This is a genomic window from Kitasatospora sp. NBC_01246 (genome assembly GCF_036226505.1).
GTDB lineage: Bacteria > Actinomycetota > Actinomycetes > Streptomycetales > Streptomycetaceae > Kitasatospora.
Window position 1 is genome coordinate 4154555 of sequence record NZ_CP108484.1, and the last position, 22114, is coordinate 4176668.

At 73.2% G+C, this 22114-nt stretch carries 20 protein-coding genes and 1 pseudogene; 10 read left to right on the forward strand and 11 right to left on the reverse strand.

Annotated elements, in window-relative coordinates:
• Positions 1 to 6: 6 nt before the first annotated feature.
• The 7 genes and pseudogenes from OG618_RS18275 to OG618_RS18305 form a co-directional block, all read right to left on the reverse strand.
• Positions 7 to 195, reverse strand: coding sequence for a hypothetical protein (locus tag OG618_RS18275; RefSeq protein ID WP_329488577.1), 189 nt, complete (start codon positions 193 to 195; stop codon positions 7 to 9).
• Between the two features lie 15 nt (positions 196 to 210).
• Positions 211 to 402, reverse strand: coding sequence for a mobile element transfer protein (locus tag OG618_RS18280; protein ID WP_329488579.1), 192 nt, complete (start codon positions 400 to 402; stop codon positions 211 to 213).
• 20 nt (positions 403 to 422) lie between these two features.
• Positions 423 to 1124, reverse strand: a pseudogene (locus OG618_RS18285) (DUF2637 domain-containing protein); the annotation flags it as partial.
• Between the two features lie 273 nt (positions 1125 to 1397).
• Complete coding sequence (locus OG618_RS18290; protein WP_329488580.1) at positions 1398 to 1523, reverse strand: hypothetical protein; 126 nt, start codon at positions 1521 to 1523, stop codon at positions 1398 to 1400.
• An 84-nt stretch (positions 1524 to 1607) separates the two neighbouring features.
• Positions 1608 to 2987, reverse strand: coding sequence for an FtsK/SpoIIIE domain-containing protein (locus tag OG618_RS18295; protein ID WP_329488582.1), 1380 nt, complete (start codon positions 2985 to 2987; stop codon positions 1608 to 1610).
• A gap of 5 nt (positions 2988 to 2992) precedes the next feature.
• On the reverse strand, positions 2993 to 3340 hold the full coding sequence (locus OG618_RS18300) for an SCO3933 family regulatory protein (protein ID WP_329488583.1): 348 nt from the start codon (positions 3338 to 3340) through the stop codon (positions 2993 to 2995).
• A 138-nt stretch (positions 3341 to 3478) separates the two neighbouring features.
• A complete protein-coding gene (locus tag OG618_RS18305) occupies positions 3479 to 4258 on the reverse strand; it encodes a GntR family transcriptional regulator (RefSeq protein ID WP_329488584.1) in 780 nt (259 codons plus the stop codon).
• 18 nt (positions 4259 to 4276) lie between these two features.
• On the opposite strand from OG618_RS18305, the gene OG618_RS18310 reads away from it, so the two are divergent.
• Together OG618_RS18310 and OG618_RS18315 are read left to right on the forward strand one after the other, a co-directional pair.
• Positions 4277 to 4756, forward strand: coding sequence for an NUDIX hydrolase (locus tag OG618_RS18310; RefSeq protein ID WP_329492162.1), 480 nt, complete (start codon positions 4277 to 4279; stop codon positions 4754 to 4756).
• 541 nt (positions 4757 to 5297) lie between these two features.
• On the forward strand, positions 5298 to 7088 hold the full coding sequence (locus OG618_RS18315; protein WP_329488586.1) for an ATP-binding protein: 1791 nt from the start codon (positions 5298 to 5300) through the stop codon (positions 7086 to 7088).
• A gap of 440 nt (positions 7089 to 7528) precedes the next feature.
• Here OG618_RS18315 and OG618_RS18320 read toward each other — a convergent pair whose 3' ends face one another.
• Positions 7529 to 8476, reverse strand: a complete 948-nt coding sequence (locus OG618_RS18320; protein WP_329488587.1) for a ScbA/BarX family gamma-butyrolactone biosynthesis protein — start codon at positions 8474 to 8476, stop codon at positions 7529 to 7531.
• Positions 8477 to 8597: 121 nt separating this feature from the next.
• Between OG618_RS18320 and OG618_RS18325 the strand changes: the two genes are divergently transcribed.
• The 4 genes from OG618_RS18325 (at position 8598) to OG618_RS18340 (ending at position 12707) form a co-directional block, all read left to right on the forward strand.
• The gene (locus tag OG618_RS18325) at positions 8598 to 9224 is read left to right on the forward strand and encodes a ScbR family autoregulator-binding transcription factor (RefSeq protein WP_329488588.1); all 627 of its coding nucleotides are present in this window, start codon (positions 8598 to 8600) and stop codon (positions 9222 to 9224) included.
• The gene (locus OG618_RS18330) at positions 9221 to 10204 is read left to right on the forward strand and encodes an NAD-dependent epimerase/dehydratase family protein (protein ID WP_329488590.1); all 984 of its coding nucleotides are present in this window, start codon (positions 9221 to 9223) and stop codon (positions 10202 to 10204) included. The genes OG618_RS18325 and OG618_RS18330 overlap by 4 nt, the downstream gene beginning before the upstream one ends.
• Before the next feature lie 221 nt (positions 10205 to 10425).
• Entirely contained in the window at positions 10426 to 11307 is an 882-nt protein-coding gene (locus tag OG618_RS18335) for a TetR family transcriptional regulator (protein WP_329488591.1), read from the forward strand.
• Between the two features lie 251 nt (positions 11308 to 11558).
• Positions 11559 to 12707 (forward strand): IS701 family transposase, encoded by a 1149-nt coding sequence (locus OG618_RS18340; RefSeq protein ID WP_329488592.1) that lies wholly within the window; start codon positions 11559 to 11561, stop codon positions 12705 to 12707.
• Positions 12708 to 12781: 74 nt separating this feature from the next.
• On the opposite strand, the gene OG618_RS18345 is transcribed toward OG618_RS18340, so the two are convergent.
• Entirely contained in the window at positions 12782 to 13147 is a 366-nt protein-coding gene (locus OG618_RS18345) for a MerR family transcriptional regulator (protein WP_329488594.1), read from the reverse strand.
• Positions 13148 to 13554: 407 nt separating this feature from the next.
• Positions 13555 to 16353, reverse strand: coding sequence for a helix-turn-helix transcriptional regulator (locus tag OG618_RS18350; protein WP_329488595.1), 2799 nt, complete (start codon positions 16351 to 16353; stop codon positions 13555 to 13557).
• A 154-nt stretch (positions 16354 to 16507) separates the two neighbouring features.
• On the opposite strand from OG618_RS18350, the gene OG618_RS18355 reads away from it, so the two are divergent.
• The 4 genes from OG618_RS18355 to OG618_RS18370 all read left to right on the forward strand — a co-directional run bounded on the left by OG618_RS18355 (position 16508) and on the right by OG618_RS18370 (position 21132).
• Positions 16508 to 16885, forward strand: a complete 378-nt coding sequence (locus OG618_RS18355; protein ID WP_329488596.1) for a nuclear transport factor 2 family protein — start codon at positions 16508 to 16510, stop codon at positions 16883 to 16885.
• 128 nt (positions 16886 to 17013) lie between these two features.
• Complete coding sequence (locus OG618_RS18360; protein ID WP_329488597.1) at positions 17014 to 18528, forward strand: MFS transporter; 1515 nt, start codon at positions 17014 to 17016, stop codon at positions 18526 to 18528.
• Between the two features lie 82 nt (positions 18529 to 18610).
• Positions 18611 to 20491, forward strand: coding sequence for a S9 family peptidase (locus tag OG618_RS18365; protein WP_329488598.1), 1881 nt, complete (start codon positions 18611 to 18613; stop codon positions 20489 to 20491).
• A complete protein-coding gene (locus OG618_RS18370) occupies positions 20488 to 21132 on the forward strand; it encodes a hypothetical protein (RefSeq protein WP_329488599.1) in 645 nt (214 codons plus the stop codon). Before OG618_RS18365 ends, OG618_RS18370 begins: the two co-directional genes overlap by 4 nt.
• Before the next feature lie 113 nt (positions 21133 to 21245).
• Here OG618_RS18370 and OG618_RS18375 read toward each other — a convergent pair whose 3' ends face one another.
• Entirely contained in the window at positions 21246 to 22037 is a 792-nt protein-coding gene (locus OG618_RS18375; RefSeq protein ID WP_329488601.1) for an SURF1 family protein, read from the reverse strand.
• Positions 22038 to 22114: the final 77 nt, after the last annotated feature.

Consider the following 22114-nt stretch of genomic DNA (forward strand, 5'->3'; position numbering starts at 1 on the left):
CGGGGCTCACTTGGGGTTGACGGCGGTGACGCCGGTGCGGGTGGTCTCCTCGATGACCGGGGCGAGGAAGGTCCCGGCGAGGTAGAAGCCGAAGAGGGCGATCAGGGCGGCGACCCAGAGGCGGATGCCGAGGAGCTTGATGGCGGTCCAGACGCCGGCGCCGAGGACGACGACCAGGGGCAGGGTGACGTTCATGGGTTCGGTCTCCTGTCAGCGGACGGTGCAGCGGTGGGTACGGGCGGCGATCTCGGCGGCCGGGCGGGAGTCGTAGTCGGCGGAGAAGCCGCAGCGCGGGGCGGTGCAGACGGCGGTGTGCTTCTCACGGCCGCGGCCGTCGTAGTAGGTGGCGACCTGCACGGGGCCGATACGGATGCTGTTGCGCGGGCGGATCGGGCGGGGCATGGCGGGACCTCCGGTCGGACGAGCTGGGCGGTGATGGCCGCGGCGAGTTCGGGCGGGACACCGAGCCGGGCACGAAGGGTGTCGGGGTCGATCGGCGTGCCGGTGCGGGCCTGGTGATCGTCGGCGACCTTGCGGGCGTGGTCGACCAGGGCGGCCGGGACCGAGACGGCCGCGACCGGGGTGGACAGAGGCGGCATGGGCGGGTTCGGCGGGGGTGGAGCAGGAGGCAGGGCCGGCGTGGTTTCGGGGGCTTCGACGGCCTCCGGCCCGGGCCCGATGGTCGGGGCGACCGACGGTGCAGCCGGCTCCGGCTCGTAGACCGGCGGTTCGGGCGCGGGATCGGGGCGATTGCCGGTGGTGGCGTGGGCCAGCAGCGTGCCGCCGAAGAAGGCGAGGGCGGGCCAGCCGGCGACGAGGATGCGGAGCCAGGCCGGAACGGCGCCCAGGTCGAGGAGCCCGGCGGTGGCCACGTTGGCGCCGAGGGAGGCCGCCAGGGCGATGGCGAACCAGGTCCAGGCGGCTGGAGCCGGGGTGCCGGCGGCGCGCAGGGTCCGCATACGGTGCCAGGCGGCGACGAGGAGAAGGTCGACGGAGACCGGGTAGGCCCAGGCCTTCCAACCGTTCTGTCCGGCCGCGGCGGCGAGGTCGTGGAGGTGGGCGAAGGACAGGGCGCCGGCGATGGCGGCTTGCACGAGTACGGCGTCCGGGCGGGGAAGGCGCATCAGTCGGTCCTCCTTCCTGGGGTAGGGCCGGAACCGGGTGGGTCGGGGGTTCTCCCCGGCCCCGGCGGTCGGGTGGCTACTCGGCGGCCGCGCCGGTACCGAGGCAGGTGGGGCAGAGAACTTCGACCTCTCCGGCCGGGCGGGACCTCTTGCCCCGACCGACGGTGTGGGTTTCGCGCACCCAGCCCTCACCGGCGCAACCGGGGCACTTGGGTCGGGCGGGCACTCGGCGCTTGCGGGTAGTGGGCACAGGCCGTCCTTCGGTGTCGGTGATCAGATGGGTCGGCCGTCGCAGGTGCGGTAGTCACCGTCCGGCGCCCGGTCGATGCCGTAGCACTCGTCTCCGTGGGTGTCGGGCTCGGTGTCCTGCTGCTCGCCGCCGTTCTGCGGGTCGCTCACGGGTCTTCCTTCCAGGGCTGGTTCGGGCATGGCGGGGTAGGGACGTGGCGCGTGGCGGTCGCGCCGACCGGAGTGGGAGACGGGTCAGCCGGTGACGGTTCGGGGCTTGACCAGCGACGGGCCGTCGGGGGCCGGGGCCTGGACCGGCACGACCGGACGGAAGGCCGCGAGGGTGGGCAGGTCGGGTGTCAGGTGGGCGGTCTCCTGGCAGACGCGGGCCGCGTCGGCGAGGGACAGGTACGGGGTGCGGATGCGGGACCAGCCGCCGGAGGAGTCACCGGCCACCGCCGTCCCGGGCATCTCGGGGGCGATCGAGGTCGCGGCGAAGACCGCTTCGGGGGCGATGTCGCCGAGGCCCATTTCGGCGGTCGGCCGGTCGTTGACGCGGTGCACGACCCGGCCGGTGAGCTGGGCGCGGAGCATCGTGGCGCCCTTGCCCAGCTCGGAGCCGAACCGCTGGCCGCACACCTCCAGGAAGATCCCGGCGGCGCGGCCCAGCTGGGCGAGGCGGATCAGCTGGGTGACCATGTGGTCCCGGCGGTCCTCGTCCTTGCGGGTGGCGACGAGGAACAGCTCCGCGACCTCGTCCACGATCAGGACCAGCGGCACCGGGCGAGCCTCCGCCGGCAGGCCCCAGATGTCCGAGGTGATCTCGTGGTTCGGGACCGAACCGGGTACGCCCTGGTGGGAGCGGATCAGGTCGTACCGTGCGTCCATCTCGGCGATCAGGCTGTCCAGCAGCGCACTGGCTTGCACCGGGTCGGTGGCGAGCGCGGACAGCCGCGGGGCGAACGGTGCCTGTTCGACGCCGAGCTTGCAGTCGATCCCCACCAGCGCGACCCGGCGTCGGGCGAGGCCGGTCACCAGGTTTCGCATGTAGACGGACTTGCCGGTCAGTGTCGTACCCAGGGTCAGGCAGTGCGGGACAACCCGGTAGTCACGGACGAAAGCCGTACCGTCGTCCCGCAGCGCCACCGGGACGAGCAGTTCACCGGACGGCGGCCGGCGCGGCATGCGTACCTTGCGAAGCACGTCGTAGCCGGTCATCCGCAGTTCCACCACACCGGGCTTCACCACGGACACGTGCACGGCGTGCACACCCCAGGCGTGCCGGAGGCGTTCGGCCGAGGCTGCCACGTCCGCCGGTTCCTGGCCGGGCGCCAGCCGCAGCCGGACCCGCAGGCCGGTGGAGGTCGGCCGGACCCGGCGGATCCGCGGCGGTACCGGGCGGATCTCCCGACGGCTGGTCGCCCGGGTGACCAGCACGCGCAACCGGGACGGCGCCACCGTCAGCCCACAGGCATCCATCGTGCTGTTGTAGGTCGCGGAGAACCGAACCGCCGTGACCGGCAGACCGACCACCGACCAGTACACCGCCGGCGCCTTGACCCGGGCGTACGCCGCACCACCGGCGACGGCCACCACCGGCCCGCTCATCTCGGTGAGCGTCAGTAGCTGCGACACCGCACTCAGCCCTTCGTCGCGGCCGGCACGAGGGACGTGATGGCCGCGGCGCGGAACGAGATGCCGTGCCGCTTCTGACCGTTGAACTCGTTCTCCCAGTCACGAGCCTTGAGCCCGGTCACCGCCACCGGCATGCCCACGGCCAGGCCGTCCGAGATACCGGTCGCCGGCACGGTCACGGTGTAGAGGTTGGCTTCGCCCTCGTCGGCGACCGTCAGGCCCACGGTCAGCAGCCGAGCCCCCGTCTCGCGGTCCGTCGCGATCTCGCCGGTCTGCTTGTTCACCAGCTTCGGGGACGGCGGGACCACCACGAACACGAAGGCGGTCGAGAGGTCGATCTTGAACACGGCCACAGTGAATCTCCTCTAGCGGAGCTAAGCTCATGCACTCATGTACATGAGCTGATGGATAGAAGAGTGCCTGACTCCTGTACATGAGTCAACCCGCCGCGAGAAGGAATCTTGCGGCGGGCTGAGGAAGTTGAGCGAGCGTCAGTCGCGGGCGGCGAAGCGGTAGTCCAGAACGAACTGGTCAGCGGCCATGATCGTGTCGCAGACTTCCACCACGCGGCCGGCATCCGTGATCGCGTCCCGGACGAGATGGATCACCGGGGAACCCGGGCTCAGGGCGAGCGCGGCCGTCTCGGCCTTTGTAGCAAGCCGAGCGCGGACCGTCTCAACGAACTCGGCCAGGGTGTGACCGTGCTCCTCCAGACGGGCGTAGATCCCACCGCCGCCGGGGTTCTCGGCGAAGGTCTCCGGGATGTCCTTGACCACATCCCAGGGGAGGTAGGACGTCGCCTCCTCGGTCGGCGTTCCGTCGCGGAAGTACCGCCGCTTGCGGGCCAACACCTTGGACCCGGCGGGGACATTCAGACGCTCCGCGATTTCTGCAGGAGCGTCTACGGGGCCGACGAAGAGCACGTTCACGGACGGCTTGCCGCCGGACTGCTCGGCTTCGGCCAGGTACGCCGCCTTGCCGGCGAGCCGGTGGGCTCGGCGGAACCGGTCCGAGGACTTCCGCTGCACCGGGGGCCGTGACCGGACGAAGGAGCCGCGGCCGTGGTGGGTCTCGATCAGCTGTGTCGTCCGCAGCTCCGCGACTGCCTTGCGGACGGTGCCGGAGGCCACGCCGTACCGCTCCATGAGTTCGGCTTCGCTGGGGATCGCCGCGCCGGGAGGCAGGACCCCGGATCGGATCTGGGACGCCAGGTCGTCCGCGATCTGCTGGTACTTCGCCTTCGCCGTCGATGCGGCCTCGCCACTCGCCATGGGGATGAAAGGTCTCCTATTCTCCTGTACATGAGTACCAACACCCCACTTCAGCCGTCAACGCCGCTCCACTCCGTGTCGGTGGCCGGCGCGGTCGTGCGCGAGGACGGCCGAGTGCTGGCCATCCGCCGCGCCGACAACGGCACCTGGGAGCCGCCCGGCGGCGTGCTGGAACTCTCGGAGACGGTCGAGGACGGCGTGCGCCGCGAGGTGTACGAGGAGACCGGCATCAAGGTCTCGGTGGAACGGCTCACCGGCGTGTACAAGAACGTGAACCGGGGCGTCGTCGCCCTGGTCTTCCGGTGCCACCCCGAGGGCGGAAGCGAGCAGCTCTCCGACGAGTCGACGGCGGTGGCATGGCTGACCCCGGAGGAGGTCACCGACCGGATGGGTGAGGTCTACGCCGTCCGCTTGCTCGACGCTCTCCAGGGCGAAGCAGCGCCGCACGTCCGCACGCACGACGGCCGGGCACTCATCGACTTGCCGCGGGCGAGCTGACCCGGCTGACACTCCAGCGGAGTTGGGCGAAGCCGGACGGATCGAGGGGTGCGTAAAAACCTTCTCTACGGGTTCAAGGGCGCGCGCAGCGCGCCGAGGCGCTGGCCTTGCCGCTCGCCCCGCCCCCTGTCTTCGCCCGGGGCGGGCGGCGGCCGGCCGCGCCAGGCGTCGGACCGGAGGGGATGGGGTGCAGGCCACTACCGGCCGTGGCTGATGACGGGCGGCTCCACGGTTTTACCCACCTGCCAGGACCGGGACCCTCGTCGAGCAAGACCGGGGGGCCACTCGGCCAAATTGCGGTCAGGCCCAAAAGCCCTGACCGAGTCGCAACAGCTTACGGCCCCCCGATCATGCTCGACCCCAGACCAGACAGGACACCGGCCAAAACCGCTCCGCCGCCCGAGTGAACAGGCTCAGCCGGCCAGGGATCCCCATGAGCCGCCCGCCAGCTCCTCACGCAGTGCATCATGACTACAGATGACTACAGACAACTACAGATAGACTCTGTAGCTGCAAGACGGACGCGAGCAGGGAGCTTCAGATGGACTCGGCGGAACTCCACGCCCTGCTAGATGATCTTCGCCAGCTCGGCGGAGACCACAGCACGTGCGAGGTAAAGAAGTCCCAGGGCGGAATGCCCGTGACGATGTGGGAGAGCATCAGCGCGCTAGCAAACGCCCAGGGCGGCTGGGTGATTCTCGGCGTAGATGAAAAGAACGACTTCAGAATTGTTGGCGTCAACGACCCTTCCACAATCGAAGCACAGCTGGGTGGAATCTGCTCCGAGCTCGAACCCCCAATTCGCGCCGAGATTGTCACCGTCCAGGTCGATGGGAAATCGGTAGTCACCAGTTATATCCCTGCAATTCCGCGCGAGCAGCGCCCTTGCCACAAGAAGAATCTTGGCCCGTATGCAGGATCCAGAATCCGAGTAGCTGACGGAGATCGCAAGTTTACCGACTACGAGGTCTCGGTACTGCTATCGAATCGCAGCGAGCCGCGCCATGACGTTTCTCCCGTTATTGACGCATCCCCCGACGATCTCAATGCGGATCTCATCGCCAGCTATCTTCGAAGAATCCGTGAGACAAAAGGAGACATCTTCAGGAGAGTCGACGACGAGCGCGCGCTAACGATGCTCAATGTCCTAACTCGCCATGATGGAAATGTCGTCCCGACGCTCGCGGGACTACTTACGTTTGCCGACTACCCGCAAACCCACGAGCCACAATTGGATCTGACTTTCGTTTCCTACCCCGCGAATGACCCCGGCATTCCGGGGCCAGCCGGAGAAAGGTTCACCGAAAATCGATCTATCGACGGTCCGATCCCCTTGATGGTAACGGAGTGCATCCGGGTCTTGAAGCGCAATATGAAGCGCCGAAGCATCGTCACGGGAATCTACCGGGTCGATGAATGGGAGTATCCGGAGGAGGTCCTCAGGGAGGCCCTGGTGAATGCACTGGTCCACCGGGACTACTCCGAGCATTCACGTGGCATGCAGGTTCAGGTCGAGATGTATCCAGATCGACTAGTCATCAGGAACCCCGGCGGGCTTTATGGCCCGGTAGAGGTCAGCTCGCTCGGAACTAGCACGATCTCTTCTTCTCGCAACAAGGCTCTGCTCAAGATCCTCGAAGATACGCCCTATGGTGATGGCCACATGGTTTGCGAAAATCGCGGCAGCGGGATCGCAAGGATGCGCATTGCGCTAGCAGCTGCATGGATGGAACAGCCGAACTTCATCGATGACGTCGCCTCCTTCACAGCAGAGTTTCCGAATCACACCCTGCTGGACGAGGAAGCACTTGCCTGGCTGCAAGAACTCGACGGCAATCCACTGACGCGGTCCCAGATGACGGCACTAGTGATGATGCGCAACGGTGCAACCATGACCAATAGCTCCTACAGGGCCGCCACTGGAATCCAAGACAGCCGAGTGGCAAGCCGCGAGCTCAAGGAGCTAGTTGACAGGGAGATCATCGTTCAGCTCGGCACTCGCGGCGGGGCCACCTATAAGCTGCGTACAGACGATGATGAACCTCAAATGGACGAGCTCGACCTGATCAGTAGGGAACCGTCGAGCGCCAGCTCCATCGAGAACGCGATTATGATTGATGCGCCGATCTCCGACCTCCAACAGAGAGTCCTGGATGCGATGGGGACTGCGGACGTAGCGCGCTCCGAGATCGAGCAGGCTACGGGTCTTGCGCAGCATCAAGTAATCAGTGCCCTTCAGACCCTTCGTGGTCGTGGTCGTGTCGTGATGCTAGGTCAGCCCCGGTCCAGGCATGTCCGGTGGCGAGCAGTCTCCGTCACGCCGGCCGAGTAGGCGCGCTGCCCTGAGTGTCTAACTGCGCTACAACGGCCCCGGACTCCGGCGGACAATCACGGATGCCTGGAGCCTGTGTGCACAGGTCAGCGGCAGCCCGGCCCCAGGTCAGACTGGTATCCAGGTTGCTTCGGGACGAAGAGGCCGTGGGTTCAAATCCCGCCACCCCGACCCAGTAACACCAGCTCAGGGCCGGTGACCCGTAAGGGTCACCGGCCCTGACTGCTTTTTCCGGGGGCTGGAGAGGCCGCCGGCCGGGGCGACTCCCGGTGGGCGGTGGCTGACCCGCCCTCAGGAGTGGAATCGAGGGCGGGACTCCCGTGACGTGCGCCACGGACGGGGTGGCCGTCGAGTGGATCGTCGCCGTGGGTGCGGGGCCGGGTGGGCCCGTTCGTTCTCCGTGGCGGTGGTGATCTGCTCGACGGCGCCGGCCGCGCGGGTCAGTGGGTGGGGGCGTCGGGGTGGGGGACGACGGTGACGACGGTGGAGCAGGAGGTGGCGCCGTCGGGGCCCTGGTGGAGGGTCACGCCGATGCGGTCGCGGCCGGCCGGGTCGCGGGCCAGGCGGGCGGCCTCGACCAGGCAGGGCTCGTCGAGTTCGACGTAGCTGGTGAAGACGCACTCCATGGCGACCGCCAGGACGGGGGCCGGGGAGCAGAGGGCCTGGGCGGCCTGGCGGCAGGCGTCGAGGAGCAGGGCGCCGGGCGCGTGGTCGACGGGGTGGTCGAAGTACACCGGGTGGGAGGTGTCGACCCGCAGCTGCCAGCGCCGGGCGTGGTCGGTGGCGGAGAGGGCGACGTCCTGCGAGGTGGTGGCATCGGGTCTCGCGGTGCGTATCGGGGGCCCGGGCGGCACGGCGCGTGCCATCGCCGTGGCGGCGTCGGCGTGGTCCCCGCGCAGCCGCCGGTAGATGGCGGGGGCCTGGACGGTGAAGCGGGTCTGGGCGGTGGCGAGCGGCTCGCCGGCCCGGCTCACCATGTAGGAGAGGGTGAGGGCGCAGACCCGGTTGCCGCGGCGGACCACGTCCTGGCAGACCACGTCCAGCTGGACCTCGTCGCCGTCCCGCTCGGCGGGGCGGTCGGCCAGGAGCAGCTCGGGGACCAGTGCGAAGCTGAACCGGTCCCAGACGAGGTGGTGCCCGAGCGGGACGTCGAAGGCGGCGTGGGAGAGCAGCGGGAAGCTCTGCCGGACCGTCTCGACCAGCAGCATCGGGTCGTAGAGCCCGCTGTCGGCGCGATCGCGGGGCCAGCGGGCGGTCACCCGGTAGGCGTCCGGACCGGTGGCCTCCCAGCCGGTCAGCAGCACTTCTTCGGCCGCGCGCTTGTGGACGAGTTCCTTGGGCACGGTGGTCGCAGCAGTCATGGTGCTGCCGTGGTCTGTGCGATACATGTGTGCACTCCCCCAGAATGGCCACTGGCGTGGTTGGTGGAGCCTCCGTTGTGTACGCCGGGCCCCGCTGCAAATAACGTAGAGGTCGTTCTTTTTGTTTGTCGAGGAGTTTGGAGCCACTGTGACGCGAGCGAAGCAGGACCGAGCCGTACGCACCCGCGGGACGATCCTGAGGGCCGCCGCACAGGTCTTCGACGAGTACGGTTTCAGCGGCTCAAGCGTCAATAAGATCATCACACAGGCGGGCACCACCCAAGGCGCAATGTACTTCCACTTCCGGTCGAAGGAGGAACTGGCCAAGGCGGTGATGGACGAGCAGGCCGCCGACCTGGAACTGCCGGACCGGCCGGCCGGTCTGCGTCAGCTCCTCGACCTCAACCTGTACCTGGCCGACGAGCTGCGGGAGAACGTGCTGCTGCGCGCGGGCGTCACGCTCGCCGTCGAGCAGGGCCAGCTCGGCCTGCGGGACGTCCGGCCGTACGAGATGTGGGCCGAGCAGTTCTGCGCCGAGCTGGAGGAGGCCCGCAAGGCCGGTGAGCTGCTGCCCGACGTCGACTCGGCGGAGTTCTCCCAGGTCCTGGTCGGGGCCTACACCGGCACCCAGGTCATGTCCCACCTGCGCAGCAACCGCGCCGACCTGCCGGAGCGGATCGCCCGGCTCTGGTGGTACCTGCTGCCCGGGATCGCGACCGCGCCGGTCGTGAAGACCCTGCGGGGCGTCCTCGCGGAGCGCGGGCACCGGGCGTGACGCGCATCCTGCTGACCGGGGCCGGCGGCTTCATCGGCTCCGCGGTGCTCGCCGCGCTGCGCGCCCGGCCGGAGACCGGCGTGATCCGGGCCGTCGCCCGCTCCGCCGCGCCGCCCGGGACGGTCCGGGTCGCGGCGGACCTCACCGACCCGGCGACCCTGCGCGGCGCGGCCGACGGCGCCGACGTCCTGGTCCACCTCGCCGCCGCCGTCTCCGGTGACGAGGACGCCTGCGCGGCGGTCAACGTGCTCGGCACCCGGGCGCTGCTCGCGGAGGCCGCCCGGGCGGGCGTGGGGCGGATCCTCCACCTCTCCACCACCGCCGTGTACGGCCCCGGCCCGCACCGGGGCATCGACGTGGACGGGGTGACGCCGGCGCCCGTCTCGGCGGCCAGCCGGACCAGACTGATCGGGGAGCGCGCGGCGCTCGACGCCGGCGCGGTGGTGCTGCGCGCGCCGCTGGTGCTGGGTGCCGGGGACCGCTGGGTCGTGCCCTGCCTGGCCGAACTCACCCGGCGGGTGCCGGCCCGGTGGGACGGCGGCGCGGCCCTGCTCTCGCTGGTCGCGGTGGAGGACCTGGCCCGGCTAGTCGCCGGGCTGGCGCTCGGGCCGGAACGGCCACCGAGCGGGGTCCACCACGCCGGCCACCCCGAACCCGTCCGCAGCGGCGCCCTGTTGGACGCCCTGGCCGAGCACGGGGTACTGCCGCCGACCCCCGGTCAGGACTGGCCCTGGGAGCGCTGCCTGGCCGAACTGCGGCGGGTGCCCGGGGTGTTCAGCGAGCGGCAGTTCGCGCTGCTGGCCCAGGACCACTGGTACCGCAGCACGGAGATCTGGCGGTCGACCGGCACCGATCCCGGGCCGGGACCGCTGCACCGGCTCGCCGCGGCCGCGCCCTGGTACCGGGACCACCTCGCGCGGACGGACGCCACGGCCACCGAACGGAGTTCCGAGGGAGTTGCCAAAGCTGCAAGCGGATGACGGCCGAGCGGTGTGTATGCGGCCCGCTCCGCGTAGCGTCGGGACTCCGTCGGATCGGCTCGGACCGACGCAGGGGTCCCGGCCTTCCGCCCGCCCCGCTCCGTCTGCTCGAAGGAGCCACTCCCGCTCATGCGGTTCGTCAGTCCCCCGCTCCAGGCCGTGGAGCCGGTGCCGACGCTCGGCCGGTGCGCCAGAGCAGCCCTCCCCGACGGCGGTGGGCGATGAAACAGGAACGCGCCCAGCACACCCGACGGGCCCTGCTGCGGGCCGCCGCGGGCGAGTTCGACCAGCACGGCTATGCCGGCACCTCGCTCTCCCGGGTCAGCCGGGCGGCCGGGGTCACGATGGGCGCGCTGACCTTCCACTTCCCCACCAAGGCCAGCCTGGCGGACGCCGTCCGCGCGGACGCCGTCGAGCTCACCCGGGCCGCCCTCGGGGGCCCGGCGGAGGGCGGCATAACGGCGGAGGACGGGGCCCCGGCGGGTGTCGCGAGAACGGACGGCGGCCCTCCGGCCCGCGACAGCCCCGGCGGGGCCGACAGCGCCCCGTCGGGCTGCGGCACCGGCGAGGTGGCGCGGCTGACCGACGTGCTCACCCGGCTGCTCCAGGACGAGCCCAGCGTCAGCGCGGCGGCCAGACTGGCCTGGGAGCAGCCCGGCTCGGCCGACAACTGGTACGCCAGCTGGATCCCCGTCCTGCGAGGGCACCTGACGCGGCACCGGCCGGGCGTCCCCGGACTTCGGGCCGACGGGTCGAACGGCCCCGGGCCGCAGGACTCTGCGGCACAGCACGACCTCGCAGCCCAGGGCCCCGCAGCACAGGGCCCCGCAACACAGGGCCTCGCAGCACAGGGCGACCCCGACGGACAGCGCCCCGCAGCACAGCGCACCCCCCACGGGCAGGGTCCCGGGGACCGGATGGCCCCGGCGGCGGCCGCCGATGCGCAGGACCTCGAAATCCTGGTGCACTGCCTCGTGGTGGGCTCGGAGGCCCTGCGGCGCGGCGTCGTGCCGGTGGGCGGGGCGACCGCCCCCACCGGGGACGAGCTCCGGCAGCGGCTCCGCAGGCTCTGGCACCGCACGCTGGCCGGCCCCTCGGCCTGACGCCGTCCCTCCGTATGCGCCCCGCGGCCGGGCTGGACACCAGCGCGGTACCGGCGCGGTACCGGCGCAGGAGCAGCGCACCCCCATGCTCCGCGCCCTGCGATGGCAGGTGTGCGCCGGGGCGCACACACCCCGGCATACGAACTTGTCAGAATCGTGCCAGCGCTCACCTCGACCCCCAAAACAAAGCGATCGTTCGCTATTCTTCCCGGGACGGCACTCACGGCACCTCACGATCCCGGGGAGCTCACATGGACGCGCAACACCTGCCGCCGGCCGGCGAAGCATCGGTCTCCCGGTTCGCCGAGCAGGTCTTCGCCCACCTGCCCCGGATAGACCAACGCCGCTGGGCCCACGCCTATCTACGCGGCCTGCTCGCCGCACCGGGCCGCAAGTCGTTGTCGAACATGGCCACCAGCCTGACCACGAGCCGGACCGCCGCGCTCTCGCTGCAGCAGTTCATCAACGGCAGCCCGTGGGACTGGCGGCCGGCCCGCCGCACCCTGGCTCGCCTCACCGCCACCGGCCCGCGCCCGGTACGGGCCTGGACGGCCACCCTGGCGGTCATCCCCAAGCGGGGCGACCAGGCGGTCGGCGTCCACCGCCGCTTCGTCCCGGAGTTCGGCCGCACCATCAAGTGCCAGGCCGCGGCCGGGATGTTCATCGCCACCGACCGGCACGCCGTACCGGTCGACTGGTCGCTGCTGCTCGACGCCGACTGGACGGAGGACCGGGACCGCCGGGTCCGCGCCCGGATCCCGGACTCCGTCACCCCGCGTCCGGCCGACCGGACGGTGCTCGACATGGTCGACCGGCTGGCCGCCCACCTCCCCGTCGCCCCGCTGGTCGCGGACCTCACGGTGGTCGACGACCTGCCGCCGCTGATGTCGGCGCTCGCCCGCCGGGGCGTCCCGTACCTGCTGGAGGCCCGGCCGCACCAGGCCGTCCGCCCCGTCCTACAGGCCACCACCGGGCGGTTCGGCCGGATCCAGCAGGACGCCGTGCCGGTCGAGTCGCTCCTCCCGCGCCAGCGGCCGCGCACGCCCGGCACCCCGCAGCCGACGCTGCGCTGCGTCCCGGTCCTGACGCCCGGCGTCCAGGGCGCGCCCGTCCACCGGCTCTGGGTGCAGGACGCCCGCGGCGGCAGGGACCGGCGGTACTGGCTGACCAACCTCAGCGAGGACGCTCCCGCCGTGCTCGCCCTGCTCGGCACCGTAGCGACCACCCGGGACGCCGTGGACCGGCTGGGCGCCGACTTCGGCCTGCTGGACTTCTCGGGCCGTTCCTACCTCGGCTGGCACCACCACATGACGATGATCTCGGCCGCGTACGCGCTCGGCCACGACCGGCCGGACCTGACCGGGACGCCGACTCGCGAGGTGTTCCGCACCTCCGCCTGACCCCCGCCCGACCGCCGCCCACCCGGGGCCGGCCGCCCGCGCGGCAGCGGGCCGGCCCCGGGAGCGCCGGCGCCCTACGCCACCAGCGCCGCGGCCTCCGCCTCCCGGGCCGCCGCGACCATGCCCGCCAGGGCGGCCCGGCTCGCCCCGAGGACCAGCAACTGCCGGTCGAGCGCCGCCAGCCGGTCTTCGAGCACCTCCAGCACGCACGAGTCCACCGTGTTCTCACCGCTCACACAGGGCAGCACATCGCGGATGGCACTGGTCGAGAGCCCCGCGCCCAGCAGGGCCCGGATCCGGCGCACGACCCCCGGCGCGTCGGCGCCGTACCGGCGGTGGCCGCCGTCGCGCCGGCTGCTCTCCAGCAGACCCTGCTCCTCGTAGTACCGCAGCAGGCGGACGCTGACCCCGGTCTGCGCCGACAGTTCACCGATCCGCATGTGACCCTCCGAACGCGCGGCCGCGCATCGCCCACCGACGGTGATTGTAACGCCGAAGGGAACACCCGGTCGGGCGCGGAGCGAGTCACCGACTCCGCTGCACCACGCATGATTTGACGAACCGTCGGACCCATGGGGGGGTTGGCGGCCGGACAGCGGAGAGGACCGGGTGGCCGGGACGGGCACCGCTCTCCGTCCCGGTCGCCCGGCCCACCGTTCGCGCCTGCGCCGATCCGTCAGCCGAGGATCCGGAACACCGAATCCGCCTGCCCCGCGTACGCGTTGCTCAGCGCGAAGGTCCGGCTGCTGGGGCGGAAGATCCCCACCGGCTCCGCGTTGCCGAGCCGGGAGCGGCAGCGCCGACGAGTTGCCGGCACGTCGGCCGTCGCCGGCCCGTGGGGGCAGCGTCAGAGGAGGTCCGGGAGGTCGGTGCGGGCGGTGACGCCGAGCTTGGGGTAGGCCTTGTAGAGGTGGTGGCCGACCGTGCGCGGGCTGAGGAAGAGCTGGGCCGCGATGTCGCGGTTGGTGAGCCCCCGCGCCGCCAGCCGGACGATCTGCAGTTCCTGCGGGGTGAGGGTGGCCAGGGGCCCCACCGGGGCGTCGGCGGGGGCCGGGGCGCCGGCTCCGGTGGCGGTGAGTTCGGTGCGGGCGCGGTCGGCCCACGGGTGGGCGGCGAGCAGTTCGAAGGTCTCCAGGGCGGCGCGCAGGTGCGGGCGGGCGTCCGTGCGTCGGCGTTCGCGGCGCAGCCACTCGCCGTAGAGCAGCGCGGTGCGGGCCTGCTCGAAGGGGCGATGGGTGCCGTCGTGGAGGTCGAGGGCCGCGCGGTAGGCGGACTCGGCGAGTTCGTCCGGCCCGAGCAGTGCCTGGCAGCGCAGCCGCAGCGCCTCGGCCCACGGCACGGCGGTGGCGCCGGCCCAGCGGGCGAAGCGCTCGTACGGTTCGGCGGCCCGCTCCGGGGTGCCCAGCCGGACGGCGGCCTCGACCAGGTCGGGGACGGCCCGGGTGGCGCCCACGTGGTGGCGGTAGGGGCCGGTGGTGAGCGCCTGGAGGCGCTCGGCGGCGTCGGCGGCGCGGCCCCGGCCGAGGTCGAGCAGGGCGAGCGCCCACTGGGCCCAGGGCTCCCCGGGCGCGGGCGCGGGTTCGCCGCCGCCGGGCCCCGTCCCGGTGTTGGTATGGGTGAGCGCCGTCGCCGTCCGCGCGGTCGCGGTGAGCGCGGCGCACTCCTGCTCCGCGCCGCGCAGCGCGGCCAGGAAGCCGAGCAGGGCGCTGAGTTGGCTGACCCACTGGTGCTGGCCGGTGTCCCGGGCCAGGGCCAGGGCCTCGGTGGCGGTGACCTCGGCGTCGCGGTGCCGCCCGTGGAACAGCTCCGCCTCGGCGAGGAAGAACTGCAGCGTGGGCAGCACCCCGACGGTGCCCTTGGCCCGGGCCTCGGCGACGAGTTCGGCGCCGAGTTCCACCGTTTCGGCGTCCCGGCCGAGGACCAGCGTCACCCCGCAGAGCTGGACCAGGTCGCTCGGCGTCTCGGCGCCCGCCCGACGGGCCGCCGCCGCGGTGTCGCGGGCGGCCGGCAGCGGCGGGGCCGGGCGGCCCAGCGCGGGCAGGACGGCCGCCGACAGGTGGCGGGCGAGCGGGGTGAGCGGATCCCCCTCCGCCAGCGGGAGCGCGGCGAGCCGGTCGAGCACGGCGACCACCGGCTCCTCGCCGGCGTACCAGGCCGCGTGGAAGGCCTGGAGCAGCATCCGGGCGGCGTGCGGCGCCTCGATGTCCGTACCGGCCGCGTCCAGCAGCAGCCGGTAGGCCGCCGGGTAGGAGCCGCGCCAGAAGTGCGCGGTGGCCCGGACCTGGTCCAGCAGGGCGTGCGCGAAGACGCTGTCCGTCCGGACTCCGGCCTGCTCGGCGAGCGCCTCGGCCTGTGCCAGCTTGCCCTCCTCGGTGGCGGCCTCGGCCGCCAGCACCAGGCGCCGGGTGGCGCCGTCGCGGTCGGGGGTGAGCCGGGCGGCGCGCTCGTACGCGGCGGCGGCGCCGCCGTGCGCGCCCCTGGTCTCCGCGCTGACGGCGGTGCGCTCCAGGGCGTCGGCGAGGTCGGCGTCGGGCGCGGTGGCGGCGAGGGCCAGGTGCCAGGTCCGGCGGTCGCCGTTCTCCAGGGCTCCGCCGATGGCCCGGTGGACCGTCAGACGCTGTTGTGTCGGCGCGCGTTGCAGGATTGCGGCGCGCAGCAGCGGGTGCCGGAACGCGAGGCGGCGGTCGGCGCCCAGGGCGACCAGGCCCGCCTCCTCGGCGGGGGCGAGGTGGTCGGCGCCCACGCCGAGGGCGGCCGCGGCCGCCAGCACGACGTCGAGGTCACCGTTCTCCTCGGCGGCGGCGACCAGCAGCAGGGTCTGGGTGGCCGGCGGCAGACCGGTGACCTGGCCGTGGAAGGCGATCTGCAGACGGCTGGTGAGCGCCAGCCCGCCGGAGGCCGCCCCCGCCCGGTCGGCGGCGGATCCCTCGACCGGGACGGGCAGTTCGGTGAGCGCCAGCGGGTTGCCCGCGGACTCGGCGAGCATCCTGCGGCGGACGTCGCCGGTCAGCGCCGACGCGGTGCGGGAGTCGAGCAGCAGGGCGGCGGCGGGCTCGGCGAGCCCGGCCAGCCGGAGTTCGGGCAGGCCGGTCGGCGGCAGACCGTCGCCGGAGGTGCCGGAGGCGCCCGCGTCCCGGGTGGCGAGCAGGAGGGCGACGCCCTCCGCCTGGAGCCTGCGGGCGGCGAGCAGCAGGGCGTCCAGCGAGGCCCGGTCCAGCCACTGCACATCGTCGACGACACACAACAGGGGCTGGTCGGAGGCGAGTTCGGCGAGCAGGCCGAGCGTCGCGAGACCGGTGAGCAGCCGGTCGCCGCCCGGCTGCGCCGGTGCGGCGGCGTCCCCCAGGCCGAACGCGCCCTCCAGGGAACGCCGTTGCGGGCCAGGCAGGGCGGCGAGCCGGTCCAGCCCGGAGGCGAGCAGCAGACTGAGCCCGGCGAAAGGGAGTTCGGCCTCGTACTCGACGCCGGTCGCCCGGATCACCCGGAACGCGCCGCCGCCCGCCGCCACCGCGTACTCCAGCAGCGCGGTCTTGCCGATCCCCGGCTCGCCGCGCAGCACCAGCACCCCGCTGCGGCCCGCCTTCGCGCCGTCGAGCAGCGCGTCGACGACGGCCTGCTCCTGTTCCCGCCCGTAGAGCATCCCCATCCTCCGACCCTACTGGCGTGGCCTACCTACGGCCCCGGCGGTGCGCCCGCTCCCCTACCCATCCGTGACGGATTCGCCGACCGGGCGTCGTCCGTACCTTCATGAGCAGCGGGAACGACCCGCCGAACCACCCAGCAGGACACGGGAGAAGACGATGAACGACATTCAGGTGACCGACCTCCACCGGCTCGCCGAGCGCTACCTCGCCGCCTGGAACGAGACCGACCCGGCCGCCCGCCGCAAGCTGGTCGACGAGGCGTGGGCCGAGGACGGCAGCTACACCGACCCGCTGGCCGCCGTCACCGGCCGGGACGGCGTCGACGCCCTGATCGGCGCGGCCCAGGCGCAGTTCCCCGGCCTGGAGTTCACCCTCGGTCCGGTCGACGCGCACCACGACATCGCCCGGTTCACCTGGAACCTCGGACCGGCGGGCGGGGAGGCGCTGGTGGTCGGGTTCGACGTGCTGGTCGCCGGTCCGAACGGCCGGATCGCCTCGGTGTACGGCTTCCTGGACCGCGTCCCGGGCGCCTGAGCCGCCGGAGGAGGCAACGGGGGCGGGCGACGCACCCGCCCCCTCGCCCGGCCGACCCCGTGCGCACCCACGCCCGACCCCCGCCCCGCTCCCGAAACCGCTCCCGACTCCGCCGAGGAGAGCCCGCGATGAGCACCGCCCCGCCCACGCGTACCGACCTGCTTACGAGCACCGCCCCGCCCACCCGCACCGCCCTGCTTACGAGCACCGCCCCGCCCACCCGCACCGCCCTGCCCACGAGCCCGGTCACGGTCACGGCCGGGGCTGCGGCCGGGGCCGCGGCGCCCGCCACCCGGGGCCTGCTGCCGGTCGTCCTGACCGCCACCTTCATGACCGCCCTCGACGTCTTCGTGGTGAACGTCGCCGTCCCGTCCGTCCAGGCCGACCTGGGCGCCGGCCCAGCCGCCGTCCAGTGGGTGATCGCCGGTTTCGCCCTGGCGCTGGCCGCCGGGCTGATCACCGCCGGCCGGCTGGGCGACCGCTACGGGCGGCGCCGGGTGTTCGCCCTCGGCCTGGCCCTGTTCACGCTCGCCTCGGCCGGCTGCGGCCTGGCCCCGACCGCCGCCGCCCTGGTCGGCGCCCGGATCGCGCAGGGGCTGGCGGCGGCGCTGATGGGCCCGCAGGTGCTGGCCATCCTGCGCACCGCGTTCAGCGGTGCGGCGCAGGCCCGGGCGTTCGCGATGTACGGGCTGACGATGGGCGTGGGCGCGGTGTTCGGCCAGCTGATCGGCGGCGCGCTGATCCGCGCGGACCTCTTCGGCCTGGACTGGCGCAGCTGCTTCCTGCTCAACCTGCCGGTCGGCCTGGTCGCGCTGGGCCTGGTCCGCCGCTGCTTGCCGGAGTCCCGCGCCCCGCACCGCCCCGGGCTGGACCCGGTGGGCGTCCTGCTCGTCACCGTCGCGCTGACCGGCCTGGTGCTGCCGCTGATCCAGGGCCGCGAGGCCGGCTGGCCGCTCTGGACCTGGCTCTGCCTGGGCGCCGCCCTCGCCCTGCTCGCCGGCTTCGCCGTCCACCAGCACCGGCACACCGGGACGCCGCTGGTCGACACCGGTCTCTTCCGGAGCCGGGCCTTCGCCGCCGGGCTGCTCGCCCAACTCGCCTTCTGGCTCGGCCAGGCGTCGTTCTTCCTGGTGCTCGCCCTGCACCTGCAGCAGGGCCGCGGCCTGGACGCCCTCGGCTCCGGCCTGGTCTTCACCGCGATCGGCGCCGGCTACCTGCTCACCTCCACCACGGCGCACCGCGTCGCCGCCCGCCTCGGCCGCCAGGCGATCGCGCTCGGCGGGCTGCTGATGGCCGGCGGGCTGGGCCTGCTCGGCCTCGCCGTCCACGCCGGTGGGACGACCGGCGGCGTCTGGTGGCTGGCGCCGGGCCTGTTCGTGGACGGTCTCGGGATGGGGCTGGTGATAGCTCCGGTGACCAGCGTCGTGCTGGCCTCGGTCGAGCCCCGGCTGGTCGGGTCGGCCGCGGGGCTGTTGGCCACCGTGCAGCAGGTCGCCGGGGCGCTCGGGATCGCGCTGATCGGGATCGTCCACTACGGCGCCGGCGACCCGGTCACCGCCCTGGAGCGCAGCGTCGCCGCGCTGGCGGTGCTGGAGTTGCTGCTGGTGGGCCTGGTGCAGCTGCTGCCCCGCCGGACGCCCTGAGGGGAGCGCGGCAGGGCGGGTGGACCGGTCCCGGTCCACCCGCCCGTTCCGTTCACTCCCCCCGATCGGGTTGGATGGGTGGATGAGCGAGGAGAAGAGCGCCGTACCGGCGTGGGAGCAGCGGTTCAGGGCAGCCAGGGTTTCCCTCCCGGACTGGGCGGAGGACGCCCCCGACCGGTCGCTGTACGTGTCCAACGCGACCGGTACCTACGAGGTGTACGCCTGGGACCGCGCCACCGACACCCACCGGCAGGTCACCGACCGGCCGAACGGCACCACCGACGCCGAGCTGTCGCCCGACGGCGCGTGGATCTGGTGGTTCGACGACAACGACGGCGACGAGTTCGGGATCTGGCGCCGCCAGCCGTTCGCCGGCCGCCCGGAGGACGGCGCCGGCTCTCCCGACGAGGAGGCCGTGCCCGGCCTGGCCGCCTCCTACTCCGCGGGCCTCGCCCTCGGCCGGGACGGCACGGTGGTGGTCGGCCGCTCCACCGACGAGCACGGCACCACCCTCCACCTGCGCCGCCCGGGCGCGGCCGAGGCGGTGGAGATCTACCGCCACGAGGAGTACGGCGGCATCGGCGACCTCAGCTACGACAGCACGCTGCTCGCCATCGACCACACCGAGCACGGCGACGCGATGCACTCGGCGCTGCGGGTCGTCCGGCTCGCCGACGGCGCGACCGTCGCCGAGCTGGACGAGGTCACCGGGCACCCGGAGCCGCGCGGCATCGCCTGCCTCGGCTTCGCACCGGTCGACGGCGACACCCGGCTGCTGGTCGCCCACCAGCGCACCGGCCGCTGGGAGCCGATGATCTGGGACGTGGCCACGGGGGCCGAGACCGCGCTGGCGCTCCGCGACGAGCAGGGCCGCGAGCTGCCCGGCGACGTCTCCGCCCAGTGGCGCCCCGACGCCCGCGCGCTGCTGGTCGAGCACGAGTACGAGGCACGCAGCGAGCTGTTCTCGTACGCCCTCGACACCGGGGTACTGACCCGGCTGGAGACCCCGCGCGGCACCGTCGGCGGCGCGACCGCCCGCCCGGACGGCACGGTGGAGTTCCTCTGGTCCTCCGCCGCCGAGCCGTCCGCCGTCCGGTCCACCGCCGGCACGGTCGTCCTGCGGGCGCCGGGCCCGGTGCCGCCGGGCTCGGTACCGGTCGAGGACGTCTGGGTGGACGGCCCGGGCGGCCGGGTGCACGCGCTGGTCCAGCGCCCGGTCGGCGACGGCCCGTTCCCGACCGTCTTCGACGTCCACGGCGGGCCGACCCACCACGACAGCGACTCCTTCGCCGCCGGCCCGGCCGCCTGGCTGGACCACGGCTTCGCGGTGGTCCGGGTCAACTACCGCGGCTCCACCGGCTACGGCCAGGCCTGGACGGACGCGCTGCACGAGCGGGTCGGCCTGATCGAGCTGGAGGACATCGCCGCCGTCCGCGCCTGGGCGGTCGCGAGCGGGCTCGCCGACCCGGAGCGGCTGGTGCTCACCGGCGGCTCGTGGGGCGGCTACCTCACCCTGCTCGGCCTCGGCGTGCAGCCGGAGAACTGGACCCTCGGCGTCGCCGCCGTCCCGGTCGCCGACTACCTGACGGCGTACGACGACGAGATGGAGGCGCTGAAGTCCTTGGACCGCACGCTCTTCGGCGGCACACCGACCGAGGTGCCCGAGCGCTGGACCGCCTCCTCGCCGCTGACCTACGTCGAGCGGGTCCGGGTGCCGGTCTACATCAGCGCCGGGGTGAACGACCCGCGCTGCCCGATCCGGCAGATCGAGAACTACGTGGAGCGGCTGGAGCAGCTGGGCCGGCCGCACGAGGTCTACCGGTACGACGCCGGGCACGGCTCGCTGGTGGTGGAGGAGCGGATCAAGCAGCTGCGGCTGGAGATCGACTTCGTCCGGCGGCACCTGGGCGCGGGGAGCGCCGGGGCGGGTCAGGGCGAGCCGAGCGACGGGGGCAAGGGGTGAGACGTCGGCTGACGCTCATGGGGGTGGGGGTGGCCGGGGCGCTCGCGCTCACCGGCTGCTCGGGTCAGGACGGCAGCGACGCGGCCTGCCCGCCGCCGCTGCCGCCGTCCAGCCGGCCGACGGCGACCGCCACGGCGACGGCCACCGCGACGACGGCCGCGGCCGGGGCGGCGGGGGGCCCGGCCGTCCGGGCGGTCTTCCGCGCGGCCGACGTCGCGGTGGGCGTGTCAGGTGCATCGGGTGCCTCAGGTGCGTCAGGTGCGTCAGGTGCGTCAGGTGCGTCAGGTGCGGACGTCACGGACGTCACGCGGGCCGACGCCGGTGACGGGGCGGTCGTGCTCGCCTCGTCCAAGTCGTCCGGGTCGAAGTCGTCCGGGTCCAAGGGGTCGAAGAGCTCCAAGAGCGGGCGCAGCACCCGCCACCACACCGACCACTACGACTCGGACGACGACAGCGGCAGCGGGAGCGGGAGCGGCGGCAGCCGGTGCGGCAACCCGCCCCCGACGGTCTCGCCGTCCTCGACCCCGTCCGGCACACCCTGGTCCCCGCCCGCGGCGACCCCGCACCCGACGCCGGCCGTGCCGACGGCGCCCGTTCTGCCGTCCAAGCCGGCCGTCCCGCCGGCGAAGCCCTCACGCTGAGCCCGGCGTCCGGAGCGCTCAGCCCCGCGTCCGGCGAGCTGGGTCCGGAGGGCTGAGCCCGGCGTCCGGAGCGCCGAACCCGCCCCGGGCGGCCGCTCGCACCCCGGCCGGGGCTACTCCAGGACCGGGTCCAGCCCGAGGGCCCGGTCCTGCTCGGCCTCCGCCTCGCGTCGCACCAGGCGGAACCACATGAAGACGACGAAGCCGCCGAAGACGAACCACTCCAGGGTGTACCCGAGGTTCTGGAACGCCCGGAGGCTGAGGCCGTCGCCGCCCTGCGGCTGCACGGTCGGCACCGGGGTCAGCCCCGCCGGCACGGTGTCCGAGGACACCCAGCCGTCGTACCAGCCGTCGTAGGAGAGCTTGTTGACGAGCGAGGCCTTGTTGATCGTGCCGAGCTGTCCGGTCGGGAGCCCGCCGGCCACGGCGCCGCCGCTGCCGCTGCTCTCGCCGGCCTGCAACCGCCCGGCCACCGTGACCTCGCCGGCCGGCGGCAGCGCCGTGGCGGCCGCGTCCTCGGCGGGCGTGCCCGGCGCCCAGCCGCGAACCACCGCGACGATCCGGCCGTCGTCGGTGCGCAGCGGGGTGAGCACGTAGTAGCCCTGCTTGCCGTCCAGCACCCGGTTGGGCACGAGCAGCTGGTGTTCCTGGTCGAAGGTCCCGGACACCGTCACGGCCCGGCCGACGGTGTCGGTGGTGACCTGCGGCCGGTCGGGGCCGAGCAGTTCGCCGAGCGGCGCGGCCGTGCCGGCGTCGTCCACCGCCTTGCTGATCTCCTGGTGCGAGGAGACCTTGTCCTCGAACCGGCCGAGCTGCCAGGAGCCGAGCCAGACGCACACCGCCACGGCCGCGACGGCCAGCGCGGTGCCGCTCAGCCAGCGCGGAGTGAGGAGGAACCGGTACACACCCCCCACGGTAACCAGTCCTCACACCCCGCCCGACCACAGGGGCCCCCGCCACGCCCGCCCGGACCGGGGCCGGG

What these genes read in the sequence shown, in the direction of transcription:
- OG618_RS18275 (WP_329488577.1), bottom strand. Translation starts at nt 195, where the DNA reads ATGAACGTCACCCTGCCCCTGGTCGTCGTCCTCGGCGCCGGCGTCTGG.
- OG618_RS18280 (WP_329488579.1), bottom strand. Translation starts at nt 402, where the DNA reads ATGCCCCGCCCGATCCGCCCGCGCAACAGCATCCGTATCGGCCCCGTG.
- OG618_RS18305 (WP_329488584.1), bottom strand. Translation starts at nt 4,258, where the DNA reads ATGGCGAGTGGCGAGGCCGCATCGACGGCGAAGGCGAAGTACCAGCAG.
- OG618_RS18315 (WP_329488586.1), top strand. Translation starts at nt 5,298, where the DNA reads ATGGACTCGGCGGAACTCCACGCCCTGCTAGATGATCTTCGCCAGCTC.
- OG618_RS18320 (WP_329488587.1), bottom strand. Translation starts at nt 8,476, where the DNA reads ATGTATCGCACAGACCACGGCAGCACCATGACTGCTGCGACCACCGTG.
- OG618_RS18335 (WP_329488591.1), top strand. Translation starts at nt 10,426, where the DNA reads ATGAAACAGGAACGCGCCCAGCACACCCGACGGGCCCTGCTGCGGGCC.
- OG618_RS18340 (WP_329488592.1), top strand. Translation starts at nt 11,559, where the DNA reads ATGGACGCGCAACACCTGCCGCCGGCCGGCGAAGCATCGGTCTCCCGG.
- OG618_RS18345 (WP_329488594.1), bottom strand. Translation starts at nt 13,147, where the DNA reads ATGCGGATCGGTGAACTGTCGGCGCAGACCGGGGTCAGCGTCCGCCTG.
- OG618_RS18350 (WP_329488595.1), bottom strand. Translation starts at nt 16,353, where the DNA reads ATGGGGATGCTCTACGGGCGGGAACAGGAGCAGGCCGTCGTCGACGCG.
- OG618_RS18355 (WP_329488596.1), top strand. Translation starts at nt 16,508, where the DNA reads ATGAACGACATTCAGGTGACCGACCTCCACCGGCTCGCCGAGCGCTAC.
- OG618_RS18360 (WP_329488597.1), top strand. Translation starts at nt 17,014, where the DNA reads ATGAGCACCGCCCCGCCCACGCGTACCGACCTGCTTACGAGCACCGCC.
- OG618_RS18365 (WP_329488598.1), top strand. Translation starts at nt 18,611, where the DNA reads ATGAGCGAGGAGAAGAGCGCCGTACCGGCGTGGGAGCAGCGGTTCAGG.